We start from the raw sequence: 11,842 nt of genomic DNA, 5'->3' as shown, positions 1-11,842 counted from the left end.
GGCGGTCAGTGCTCCAGCGCCGCAGCGGCCGCTGCCGAGGGTTCAGCCGCGCCATCGCCATGCAGGCGGTAGGTGGTGAACTGGCGGTTGATGGCGGGCAGCGGTGCAATCTCCATGATGCCCAGCGCCGGCTCCATCACGATCATCGCGACGGTGGCGGTCAGGTTGCCGCCATCGGCAGGGCGGGGCGGGCGGCAGACCGCGTAGGGCGAGAGGAAGTCGTCAAACAGCGCCTTCTTCAGCGATTCGCGCGTCAGCAGGCGGCCCTGCTCCTGCAGGATCTTGCGCACCCGCCAGTCGCGGTAAAAGCTCTCGGGCACATGGGGGATGCCGGTATCGCGCAGCTTGGCCAGCGCCACCGGGCTGACCCAGTGGTTGGCGTGCACGATCATGCCGTCCTCGGGGTAGAGCGGGAAGGCCTCGTCGGGCGCGCACTCAAAGTCAATGCCAAAGCCTGCGGCCGACGCCACCATGATGTTGTTGGAGCAGGACTTGGGCGTGGTGGCCACGGCCTTGGCGGCCAGCGCAAAGTGTTCCTGTTCCAGCACCTTGCGGCGGATCAGGCCCAGCGGAATGCCCAGCTTGGTGTAGTCGCGCTCGCATTCCAGGTAGTTGGCGGTGATCGAGATGCCAGCGGCATTGAGGCCGCTGCGGGCGAGGCCGCCGGCTTCGACAAAGGTCAGGTAGTCGGGGCCATGGTCCTGGCGCACGCGCAGCACCACACCGGTCTCGGCGCATTCGGCACGCCAGTCCCAGTTCTGGCCATGGATCAGGTTGCCCGAGGCGCTGCGCTCGGGCAGCAGCATGGCGCCGGTGCAGCCGTCGTCGAGCTCGTCATCGACCGGCTTGCTGGACTGGGCGCGCGCCAGGGCCACTACCTCGGTGCGGGCATTGATCATCACGATGTCGTCCAGCGCGACGCCCGAGCCCTCGGCAATGCCGCGCATTTCTTCGAGGTAGTTCTCGTCAAAATCGGCGATCTTGCGGGCGTACTCGGCGATCAGCGCGGCCTTGTGTGCGGCACTGATGCCGTACTTCTCCAGCGCGCCGCCATAGAGGGCTGCGCTGCGGGCAATGCGGTCTTTGAGCGCCGCGCCATACTGGCGCCCACGGGCTTGGGGGGCGCCAGACAGCGTGACGAGTGGAAACGGCGACATCTTTTTCCTTTTGTGTTTTGTGAACTTTTAATACATTAATTTCGTGGTCATTGACTGTCAATTTGTTTTTTATAGAATCAAACAAAACTTAGGGAAACTACGATGAAGGATGCTGCCAACACGCCAGGCCTGGCGCGTATGCTCGGGGCTGGCCGGCAAAAACAAGAGGCTGCGCGCCGTCGCCACTGCCACCGCATTGCGCAGACGCGGGCCGCCGCAGCACAACCCAGGGGAGAATCGGTTTGAAGCAATCGCTGAGTTCTTTGCAGATCGACGTCGCGCGCAAGCTGACGGCGCTGATGCATGCTGGCCGCTGGCGCGTGGGCGACCGCATCTCCGACCTGCACCTGGCCGATGAGCTCAAGGTCTCGCGCACGCCGGTGCGCCAGGCGCTGATGCTGCTGACCGCCCAGGGCCTAGTGGCCTACCACCCGGGCCGGGGTTTTCGGGTCGAGCGCGTGCCCGATGGCGACGATGCACTGGAGCAGCTGGTGCCTCCGTCTGAGGCCGAGGCGCTGTACAGCCAGATCATGAACCACCGCGCCAGCGGCCAGCTGGCTGGCGAAGTCTCCGAGGCGCAACTGGTGGAGCTGTTTGGCGTGACCCGGGGCGCCGTGCGCCGCGTGCTGATGCGCTTTGCCGCCGAGGGCCTGACCGAGCGCCTGCCCGGCCACGGCTGGCGCTTTACCGAAAGCCTGGACAACCCCCAGGCCGTGCACGAGAGCTATGACTTTCGCTTGATTGTCGAGTGCGGCGCGCTGAAGATGGCCGGCTTTGCGCCCGATCCCGAACAGCTGCAGCAGCTGTTTCGCGAGCAGTCAGACATCTTGCAGATGCCGGTCGAGCAGCTGCGCCAGGATGTGTGGTTCAAGGCCAATGCGAATTTTCATGAAACCCTGGTGTCCTGGTCGCGCAACCGCTTTCTGATCGAGTCGGTGCGCCGGCAGAACTCGCTGCGCAAGATCTCGGAGTTCGCGCACTTCAGCCACTTGAGCGAGCAGCACATCCGCCAGGCCTGCACCGACCACCTGGGCATTCTCAAGGCGCTCAAAGAAGGCGATGCCGACTACGCCGCCGCGCTGCTGCGCCGGCATATTTCGCGCTCGGCGGAAATCTAAAAACAGGTTCTTAACAGGACCTAGGTTTTTTCCAGGTCCAGCTTGGGCGCGCGCAGCTCGTTCTCGCTCATGCCCCGGCGCCAGTAGGCCACGATCAGCTGCTCCTGCTTGCCCAGGCCCAGGCTGTCCACCGCCCATGCGCGCAGCGCCTGCGCGGTTGCAAATTCGGCACCTACCCATAAAAAGCGGCTTGCGCCTGCGGTGGTGTGTGCGGCGCTCCAATCCAGCGCTTGCACGGCCTGCTGCAGCTGCTCGCCGCTGCCGGCTGCTGCGCCTGCGCGGTAAAGCCAGTGCCACTGCATGCCGGCCGGCAGGCGGATATCGATGGCATCCTGCGGGTCCGCTATCTCGCAGACCACATGGCCGCGTGTGCTGGCGGGCAGCTGTTCTGCAATGCGGGCCAGCGCGGGCAGTGCGCTGTCGTCACCGGCCAGCACCATCCAGTCGGCGATGCGGGCCGTGCGGCCACCGGGCTTGAGGATCTCGACCCGGTCGCCGACCTGCGCCTGCTGGGCCCAGCAGGCACCCGGGCCGGCATCGGCATGCAGCAAGAAATCAATCTCCAGCCATTGCGCATCGGCATCGAAGGCACGCACAGTGTAGACGCGCGTGCTGCTGACGCCGTCGCGTTGCGGTGACGGAAACACCAGGCGGCAGTGGATGTTGTCGTGCTGGCAAAAGGGCGCCAGCTGCGCGCCGGCAAAGCGGATGCGGCGGTAGCCGGCAGAGGGGGAGCAGAGGGAGAGAACCTGGAGCGTGGAGGGCATGCCGCAGTCTAGAGACGGTACGAGAGGGGAGGCCGCTGGCCCCTAAGCGGGTGGCCAGCGTCGGAAGGTCTGGCGGCCATTATGCGGGCGTGCCTTCCCTTATTCAGTCTCGCGCGGCGCAGCCCCATGGCGCCGCTGTGGGCTCAGGCCTGGCTCAGGTCGAATCTGCCTGCAGGTTGTTCACCCGCCAGCACCTGCAGCAGGTTGCTGGTCGCCATCTCGGCCATCGCGTGGCGCGTCTCGTGCGTGGCCGATCCGATATGCGGCAGCGCCACCACCTTGGCATGGGTGCGCAGGGGGGATTCGACCGGCAGCGGCTCGGTGGCAAACACATCCAGGCCGGCGGCGCGGATCTGGTCGGTGTCGAGCGCATGCAGCAACGCAGCCTCGTCGACGATCGCGCCGCGCGAACCGTTGATGACGATGGCGCTGGGCTTCATCAGTGCAAAGGCCTCGGCGCCCAGCAGGTGCTTGGTCTCGGGGGTCGACGGCACGACGGAGACGACAAAGTCTGCCTCGCGCAGCAGCGCATCGCGGGCGACATAGTGCACATGGCCGGCCAGCGCGCCCAGTTCGCTGTCGGGCACAACGCTGCGGTTGTTGTAGAGCACGCGCATGCCAAAGCCCAGCGCGGCGCGCCGGGCCAGTGCCATGCCAATGCGGCCCATGCCCAGAATGCCCAGGGTCTTGCCATGCACATCCCAGCCAAACAGGTCCTCGCCAATATTGCGCTGCCATTGGCCCGAGCGCACATACATCGCCAGCTCCGGAATGCGGCGGCTGGTGGCCATCAGCAGTGCAAAGATGGTGTCGGCCGTGGTCTCCGTCAGCACGCCCGGCGTGTGGCACAGCGCAATGCCGCGCTCGCGCAGCGCGGCCAGCGGGTAGTTGTCCACGCCCACCGAGATGCTGGAGATCACTCGCAGCTGCGGTGCTTCATCGAGCAGCGCATCGGTGATCGGGTAGCTCGACCCGATCAGTGCCTGGGCCTGGGGCAGCGCTGCAAAAAAGGCATCGCGCTGTGCAGCCACGCGGGGGTTGGCCACGGTCACATCGTGCGCGGCTTGCAGGCGGGCCAGCTGGTCGTCGGGCAGTTCACGAAAAACCAAAATCTGGTGGCGGGTGCTGCTCATTGCTGCTCCTGGATGCGTTGAAATCAATAGCCGGCGGCGGTCAAGGCTTCGCGGGTTGGCAAGCCTTCGGAGTCGCCCAGCACCTGCACCTGCAGCGCGCCAATCCAGCAACCGCGCTTGACGGCATCGGCCACCGAGCGGCCATCGAGCAGGCCGCTGATGACGCCCACCGCAAAGGCATCGCCGGCGCCCACGGTGTCCACCACCTTCTCGACCGGGCAACCGGCCACATAGCCGGTGCCGGCCTCAGCGTCATCGTAGTAGGCACCTTCTTCGCCAAGCTTGACGACCACCAGGCTGGCCCCCTGGTCGCGGTAGAACCGGGCGACCGCTTCGGGCGTCTTGTGGCCGGTCAGCAGCTCACCTTCGGCCAGGCCGGGGAAGACCCAGTCCGCACCAGCGGCCAGCGCATTGATCTCGCGGCGCATCGTGGCCTCGTCCTGCCACAGGGTGGGGCGCAGGTTGGGGTCAAAGGAGATGGTGCTGCCCGCAGCGCGGGCGATCTGCAGGGTACGCTGGGCAGTGGCCAGGCTGGTCTGCGAGATCGCGGCAAACACGCCGGTGGCATGCAGGTGGCGGGCCGAGGCCAGCCAGGGCTCGTCGATGTCGGCCGGGGTCATCAGGCTGGCGGCCGAGCCCTTGCGGTGGTATTCCACCTGCGGGTCGCTGCCGTCATCGGTGCGGCCCTTGATCTGGAAGCCGGTCTTCTGCGTCGGGTCCATCACCACATGCTCGCAGTGCACGCCTTCGCTCTTCATCTGGTTGATGAGGTAGCGCGCCATCGAATCGGCGCCCAGGCGGCTGGCCCAGTGGGTGTTGAAGCCCAGGCGCGCCAGGCCGGTGGCCACATTGATCTCGGCGCCTGCAATGCGCTTGGTGAAGAACTCGGCGTTCTCCAGCGGGCCGGCGCGGTCGGCGATCAGCAGCATCATGGCTTCGCCAAAGGTGGCGATGTCGAAGGTCTTGGTGGTCATGGCCGTGTCTCTCTTGGGTGCGGTGGGCTGTTGGTTTATCGGGGACTTAGCGGGCTTGCAGTGCCGTGGCATCGCGCAGCACGGCCAGCTCCTGCCGGGTGACGGCGACCAGGTCGTCGCCGATCAGCGGGTACTCGATGGCGCGGGGTGCGTCGCTGGGCAGCGCGCGCAAAATGGCGCGCCAGGCGGCGGCCGATTCGGCCAGCGGCACTGCCACCCATTTGGCCGGCAGGCGTTGCACGCCCTTGGCATGCACATAGGCCACGCGGCTGCCAAACAGCTGGGCCGCTTGCAGCGCGCATTCGCCCAGGTAGTGCCAGTTGCCCATGTCAAAGGTCATCGGCAGCGGCAGGCCGGCGGCATCGGCCGCGGCAAAAAAGCGCTGCAGTGCTTGCACGGTGCCGGCGGCCGTGGTCTGGTCGTTTTCGATCAGCAGGGTCAGGCCCGCGCCATCGATGGCGCTCTTCAGCGCCGCAAAGCCCTGGGCCGAATGCGCGACCGACTGGCTAGCAAAGCCGCCGATCGACATCTTGAGCCAGGTGGCCCCCAAGGTCTGGCTGGCGGCGATCGCGTGTTGTAGGGCAGCGGTGTTCAGGTTGCCGTCCATCGCAAACAGCGGCTGGGGGCAGGAGTAGACCAGGTCCAGCTGGTGATCGCGGCCATAGGCGGCCAGCGCGGGCAGCTCGTCGGCGGGGTTCAGCAGCAGCTCTTCGCGCACTTCATAGCCATTGGCACCGGCGCGGTGCGCGAGCTGGGCAAAGTAGAGCTGGCCGTGGCGGCGCACTTCGGCATTGCCAAAGGAGGTGAGGGAGATCAGGGCGGGCGAGCCCGCGTTTTGCAAAGACAAGGCCATGGTTTTCGTATTTTTTGGCCGCTTACGCCCGTATACCAAGCGTTGACAGCTATTGATAAGTGAGCAAACAATCTGCAGTAACTTCGCACGTTCTCAAAAACTGGCGCGGCCCATCGGCGCACACCGAGCAAGGGCCGCCCCGCAGCGAAGGTGGGGTCCCCCTCCCGCGTAGCGAGAGAGGGGGAAGGCGCGAAGCGCCTCAGGGGGTGTTAGTGATTACTCAGGATCTGGCCCAGGAACTGCTGGGTCTTCGGGTGTTGGGGGTTGTCAAAGAACGCAGCCGGTGGGCCTTGCTCGATGATCTTGCCGTCGGCCATGAAGATCACGCGGTCAGCCACGCTGCGGGCAAAGCCCATTTCATGGGTCACGCAGAGCATGGTCATGCCGTCTTCGGCCAGGCCGATCATGGTGTCCAGCACTTCCTTGACCATCTCGGGGTCGAGGGCCGAGGTGGGCTCGTCAAACAGCATGATCTTGGGGGCCATGCACAGCGCACGGGCAATGGCCACGCGCTGCTGCTGGCCGCCCGACAGCTGGCTGGGGTACTTGTTGGCCTGGTCCGGAATGCGCACCCGCGTCAGGTAGTGCATTGCGCGCTCCTGCGCCTCGGCCTTGCTCAGGCCGCGCGAGCGCATCGGCGCCAGCATGCAGTTCTCCACAATCGTCAGATGCGGAAAGAGGTTGAACTGCTGGAACACCATGCCCACTTCCTTGCGGATGGTGTCGATGGCCTTGCTGTCACCGGTCAGGTCCGTGCCGTCCACGGTGATCTGGCCCTTCTGGATGGCTTCGAGCCGGTTGATGCAGCGGATCATCGTGGACTTGCCCGAGCCCGAAGGCCCGCAGATGACGATACGCTCGCCAGCACGCACGTCGAGGTTGATATCGGTCAGCACCTGGAAGTTGCCATACCATTTCTCGACGCCTTGGAGGCGAATGATGGGTGCTTGCGAGGGGGTCGTCATAAAGCAGTCGTTTTTAAGATGATTGCAACACTGGCATGCCCGAGCTAAGAGACAGCCAGCAAGGGCCGCCCCGCAGCGCTGCTGTCGTCCCCCTTCCAGGGGGAAGGCGCGCAGCGCCTCGGGGGGTAGCCCGTTCTAGGGTTAGTCCAGCTTGGGCAGGTCGGCGCCCAACCACTTTTGGTACAGCTTGTTCAGCTCGCCATTGGCGGTGTTCTTGGCGATGAAGGCGTTCACAGCTTCGGCCACTTCGTCCTGGCCAGGGCGCAGGGCGACTGCCATGTTCTGCTGCAGCAGCTGGAACTTGTTCTCGAACTGGCCCGCAGGGGCGCGCTTGGCGATCTGAGCGGCCACGGTCACCGAGCAGCCGATGGCATCGACCTGGCCCGACAGCAGGGCTTGCATGGCCGATGCGTCGTCGTCAAAGCGGCGGATTTGCGTGCCTTCCGGCGCAGCCTTGGTGACGGCCACGTCCTGGGTGGAGGCACGTGCCACGCCCACGCGCAGGCCCTTGAGGTTTTCCGGGCCCTTGATGGCGGTCTTGGTGGCGCCGTACAGCACGATCGATGCGGCCGAGTAAGGCTTGGAGAACAGCACCTGCTTGGCGCGCTCGGGCGTGATGGCCAGCGAGGCGATCAGCATGTCGACCTTGTTGGTCAGCAGGAACGGGATGCGGTTGGGGCCGGTCACGGGCACGATGTCGGCGGTCACACCCCATTCCTTGGCCAGCAGCTTGGCCACATCGGCGTCGTAGCCGTCAGGCTGGTTGCTGCCGTTCAGGATGCCGTAGGGCGGGAAGTCCACCAGCATGCCGATGGTTATCTTGCCCTTCTTCTTCAGATCGGCCAGCGACTGGGCCGATGCGGTCAGGGGCAACAGGGCGCTGGCAGCCAGGGCGGCAGCAGCGGAGGTGAAAGTGCGGCGGGAAATCTGCATGCTCATGTCTCCTAGTAGAAAAATCAAGCGACAACCAAAAAGGTTCAACGCGCCAGGGCCTTGGCTTGGCGCTTCTCAAGGCGGCCTGCCCACAGTGACAGCGGCCAGCACAGGATGAAGTAAACGGCACCCACGACACCGAACACCAGCATCGGCTGGAAGGTGGCGTTGTTGATGATCTGGCCGGCGCGGGTGATCTCGGTAAAGCCGATGATGGCTGCCAGCGAAGTGCCCTTGATGATCTGCACCAGGTAGCCCACGGTGGGGGCCACGGCAATCTTCATCGCCTGGGGCAGCACGACGGCGCGCATGCGCCAGTAGTAGGACAGCGACAGCGCATCGGCCGCTTCCCACTGGCCGCGTGGCACAGCCTGGATACAGCCACGCCAGATTTCACCGAGGAACGCGCCGCTGTTCAGAATCAGCGCAGCAGCCGCTGCAATCCAGGGGTTGATCTCAAAGCCCAGAATGGGCGCGCCAAAGAACACCAGGAACAGCTGCAGCAGCAGCGGCGTGCCCTGAAAAATCTGGGTAAAGGCGGTGGCAATGCCGCGCGCCAGGCCGTTCTCTGACGTGCGCGACAGCGCAATCACCAGGCCCACCAGGGCGCCGCCGATAAAGGCGATCAGGGACAGGGCCACGGTCCACTTGGCCGCTTCCACGATGAACCACAACTCGGGCCAACCAAAAGTACGCATTTTTTGTTCTCCAGGAATGCTATGCGCTTGTTTAGCGACGGTCTGGGTAGTTCAAGGCCATCTGGTAGATGAGCTTGAACAGCAGGTTGAAGGCCAGCGACAGCAGCAGGTAGATGGCGGCTACGACGATGTAGACCTCAAAGCTGCGGAAGGTCTCGGACTGGATATTGGCGGCGACCGAGGTCAGGTCGTCGGCCGAGATCACGGACACCACGGCCGAGCTCAGCATCAGCAGGATGAACTGGCTGGTCAGCGCCGGGTAGATGGTCTTGAGCGCGGGCTTGAGGATCACGAAGCGGAAGATTTCCCAGCGCTTCAGATCCAGCGCCAGGCCGGCTTCGATCTGGCCCTTGGGGATGGATTCGATGCCGGCGCGGATGATCTCGGTGGCATAGGCGCCCAGGTTGACCACCATGGCCACCAGTGCGGCGGTTTGCGGCGACCAGCGCAGGCCCACGGCCGGCAACGCAAAGAAGAAGAAAAACAACTGCACCAGAAAGGGCGTGTTGCGGATCAGCTCGATGTAGGCATTGATGACAAAGCGCAGCGGAGCCGGGCCCGAGGTCTTGCCCCAGGCGCAGACGATTGCGACGGCCAGGCCGATGATCATGGCGAGAAAGGACAGCTGGATGGTCACCCAGGTGCCCTGCAATAGCTGCGGCCAGGCTGCCAGGACCTGGTCGAATTGGAACGTGTAGTTCATGGCGATGCGGCGCGTTTGAAACCGGTTTCAGTAGCGCCGCAGTTTAACGGAAGGTTACGAAACGATTACTAGGGTTTGCCCTAGTTTGGTGCGTAACGCCTTTTTTAACCGTTGTGAATCAATTGCTTGGCGATTTTGTGGAGCCGCGCACAATGATGGTGCCTGGTAACTCGACTGTTCGGGCGGGGCTTTGCAGGCCCTGGATGCGCTCAATCAGGCAGGTGGCAGCGGCCTGCCCCAATGCATCGGTGGGCTGGGCCACCGTGCTCAGGCCCGGGCCCACCAGCGCGGCCCAGTCGGTCTCGTCCACACCGATGATGCCCAGTTCGCGCCCAGGCACCCAGCCCAGTGCATGCACGGCAGTGGCCACGCGCAGGCTGGCCACGGCATTGCCGGCCAGCACCGCAGGGCGGCGGCCGGCTTGCTGCGCCTGCTGCTGCCAGTGCTGCAGGTGCTGCTGCAGGGCGCTGGCGCCGTCGGCGGTGCTTTCCCACACGCTGCCCTGCATGGTGGGCGCCTGGCTTTGGATGTAGCGGGCAAAGGCCTGCTGGCGCGCGGTGCGCGAGCTCACATCGGCAATCGGCTCGGTCACCAGCAGCACCTCGTCAAAGCCTTGCTGCTGCAGATGGTCCATCGCGATCTGCACCACGCCGGGGTTGTCCACGGTCACAAAATCGGCGTCCATCCCTTCCTGGAACCGGTCCACCAGCACGATGGGCTTGCCATGCAGTTGCGCGTCCTGCCAGAGCTGGGCGCTGGTGTCCACGCGGTTGAGGATCATGCCGTCGAGCTGGTAGGCCGACAGCGCATGCATGGCATCGCGCTCGCGCCCGGCCTCATTGCCCAGGTTGAACAGCACCAGCAGGTAGCCGGCGGCCTGGCAGGCTTTTTCTGCGCCCTGCAGCACCGCCACCGAGAAGGGGTTGGTCACATCGGCCACCGCCAGGCCGATCAGGCGGGTGCGGCCATGCTTGAGGGCCTGGGCCATCGGGCTGGGCCGGTACTGCAGGCGGGCAATGGCCTCCTGCACGCGCTTGGCCATGTCGGGGGTGAGGATGTCGGTGCGGCCATTGAGGTAGCGCGACACCGTGGCCTTGGAGACCTGTGCCGCCAGCGCCACATCGGCAATCGTGGCCCGGGCCTTGGCAGGGGCCGCAGGCTTGGCTGCGCCGGGCGGGCAGGGGCGCGATGGGGTGGCGGTGGGCGCAGGCTTGGGCACGGGGCAGTCCAGGGTGGTCGTTACGGTAGCGATGGTAGCGCCGAACCGCACGCCCGCCGCGTTGGCCGGCCTGCGCGCGGAGGGGGGCAGTCGCGCAGGTGCGGCCCGTGGGGCCCGGTTGGTGCCGGGCGTTTGCTGCAGTGCAAAAGCGGCAGTTTTCCGATTCTCACCCTGTGGATAATTTTGTGCAATGTTCCCGTTGTTGCGCGAGAAACTCCCTGCAATCTCCCTCTAGGAAAGAAATGCACACCGGGAAGCCGGTTTCTGTGGATAAGTTAATTTCATAGCAACTTAGTCAACTGCTGTGTGGGCATCGAGGAGGCAGTCAATAAAGGCCTGCGCCACACGGCTCGGAGCGGGCGATAAGCGCCACATGGCCACGAATTGGCAACGGTAATGGAAGCGTTCTGGCCGTACAGCCCGCATCAAACCTTGGTTTTCAAAACTGGCCGCGTAGTGGTCGGGCAAAAATCCCAAAAAACACCCGGACAAAATCAAGGTGGCAATCGACTCCTGGTCAAACCCGGTGGCCGCGCGCGGCAGCCGCACGCTGTGGCTCAGCTCCATATTGGGAGAGTGGTAGCCCAGGCCGGCAAAGGGGTAGCTGCGCAGCTGCTCCCAGTCCAGCGCCTGGTGCTGCTGCTCCCACAGGTCATGGCCGGCGGCGCAGTACAGCTGCATGTTCTCGGCAAACAGATCGCGGTAGACCAGGCTGGCCGAGCTGCGGTGCGCCGGGATGATGCCCACATGGAAACGCCCATCCATCAGCCCGCGCTCGATCGCGTTGATCGAGCTGACATGCAGCTGCAGGTTCACATCCGGCGCCTGGCCGTGGAACTGCGCAATCGCGCGGTGGATCTGGGCCTGCGGGTTGCTCACCGTCTTGTCGAAGATGGCGATCTCCAGATTGCCGCCCATGCGGGCGTGGATATCGTCAATGCGGCTGCGGAACAGATCGACGCCGCCCAGCAGCTGCAAGGTGGCCTCGTAGACCTGGTGGCCCTCCGGCGTCAGCGCAAAGCCCGCGCGCCCGCGCCGGCACAGCACCATGCCCAGGCGGGTCTCCAGGTCCTTCATGTGGCGGCTCAGGGTCGACGTGCCGATGTTGAGCTCCAGCTCGGCGGCCGACATGCCCCCGCACTCCACCACGCTCTTGAAGACCTGCAGCAGCCGCAGATCCATATCGCTGAGCTGGCCCAGCACCGCGCGGGCGCGGCGGGCAGCGGCAGGGGGGTGGGGCGGGGAGGCAAACACGGGAGGGCGGGCAGGCATCCGCATAGCTTAGCGGCTTTGGCTGCTGCCGCCCTCAGTGTTTACAGAAG

Annotated in this window: 12 protein-coding genes; 1 reads left to right on the top strand and 11 read right to left on the bottom strand. The window is 65.1% G+C overall.

Annotated features, from left to right (window positions below):
- Positions 1 to 5 precede the first annotated feature (5 nt).
- On the bottom strand, positions 6 to 1,157 hold the full coding sequence (locus tag MJ205_RS19885; RefSeq protein ID WP_239810034.1) for a C45 family autoproteolytic acyltransferase/hydolase: 1,152 nt from the start codon (positions 1,155 to 1,157) through the stop codon (positions 6 to 8).
- Positions 1,158 to 1,399: 242 nt separating this feature from the next.
- On the opposite strand from MJ205_RS19885, the gene MJ205_RS19880 reads away from it, so the two are divergent.
- Positions 1,400 to 2,275: a GntR family transcriptional regulator gene (locus MJ205_RS19880; protein WP_239810033.1), complete on the top strand. Its 876-nt coding sequence runs from the start codon at positions 1,400 to 1,402 to the stop codon at positions 2,273 to 2,275.
- Positions 2,276 to 2,295: 20 nt separating this feature from the next.
- Here MJ205_RS19880 and MJ205_RS19875 read toward each other — a convergent pair whose 3' ends face one another.
- The 10 genes from MJ205_RS19875 to MJ205_RS19830 form a co-directional block, all read right to left on the bottom strand.
- A complete protein-coding gene (locus MJ205_RS19875; protein WP_239810032.1) occupies positions 2,296 to 3,042 on the bottom strand; it encodes a siderophore-interacting protein in 747 nt (248 codons plus the stop codon).
- A 143-nt stretch (positions 3,043 to 3,185) separates the two neighbouring features.
- Positions 3,186 to 4,175 carry a 2-hydroxyacid dehydrogenase gene (locus MJ205_RS19870; protein ID WP_239810031.1) on the bottom strand — a complete coding sequence of 330 codons (990 nt, stop codon included), beginning with the start codon at positions 4,173 to 4,175 and terminating at the stop codon, positions 3,186 to 3,188.
- A 23-nt stretch (positions 4,176 to 4,198) separates the two neighbouring features.
- Positions 4,199 to 5,149 (bottom strand): sugar kinase, encoded by a 951-nt coding sequence (locus MJ205_RS19865; protein WP_239810030.1) that lies wholly within the window; start codon positions 5,147 to 5,149, stop codon positions 4,199 to 4,201.
- A 46-nt stretch (positions 5,150 to 5,195) separates the two neighbouring features.
- Positions 5,196 to 6,002: a sugar phosphate isomerase/epimerase family protein gene (locus tag MJ205_RS19860; RefSeq protein WP_239810029.1), complete on the bottom strand. Its 807-nt coding sequence runs from the start codon at positions 6,000 to 6,002 to the stop codon at positions 5,196 to 5,198.
- Between the two features lie 209 nt (positions 6,003 to 6,211).
- The gene (locus MJ205_RS19855; protein WP_269075795.1) at positions 6,212 to 6,967 is read right to left on the bottom strand and encodes an amino acid ABC transporter ATP-binding protein; all 756 of its coding nucleotides are present in this window, start codon (positions 6,965 to 6,967) and stop codon (positions 6,212 to 6,214) included.
- A gap of 141 nt (positions 6,968 to 7,108) precedes the next feature.
- Positions 7,109 to 7,900: a transporter substrate-binding domain-containing protein gene (locus MJ205_RS19850; RefSeq protein WP_373449255.1), complete on the bottom strand. Its 792-nt coding sequence runs from the start codon at positions 7,898 to 7,900 to the stop codon at positions 7,109 to 7,111.
- A gap of 44 nt (positions 7,901 to 7,944) precedes the next feature.
- Positions 7,945 to 8,598, bottom strand: coding sequence for an amino acid ABC transporter permease (locus MJ205_RS19845; protein ID WP_230774107.1), 654 nt, complete (start codon positions 8,596 to 8,598; stop codon positions 7,945 to 7,947).
- 31 nt (positions 8,599 to 8,629) lie between these two features.
- Entirely contained in the window at positions 8,630 to 9,301 is a 672-nt protein-coding gene (locus tag MJ205_RS19840; protein ID WP_230774108.1) for an amino acid ABC transporter permease, read from the bottom strand.
- Positions 9,302 to 9,419: 118 nt separating this feature from the next.
- Positions 9,420 to 10,520: a LacI family DNA-binding transcriptional regulator gene (locus tag MJ205_RS19835; RefSeq protein WP_239810028.1), complete on the bottom strand. Its 1,101-nt coding sequence runs from the start codon at positions 10,518 to 10,520 to the stop codon at positions 9,420 to 9,422.
- Between the two features lie 291 nt (positions 10,521 to 10,811).
- On the bottom strand, positions 10,812 to 11,798 hold the full coding sequence (locus MJ205_RS19830) for a LysR family transcriptional regulator (RefSeq protein ID WP_239810027.1): 987 nt from the start codon (positions 11,796 to 11,798) through the stop codon (positions 10,812 to 10,814).
- Between the last annotated feature and the right edge of the window lie 44 nt (positions 11,799 to 11,842).

The organism is Comamonas sp. B21-038 (genome assembly GCF_022387135.1).
Lineage (GTDB): Bacteria > Pseudomonadota > Gammaproteobacteria > Burkholderiales > Burkholderiaceae_C > Comamonas > Comamonas sediminis.
This window is presented reverse-complemented; position numbering and strand designations above follow the sequence as displayed.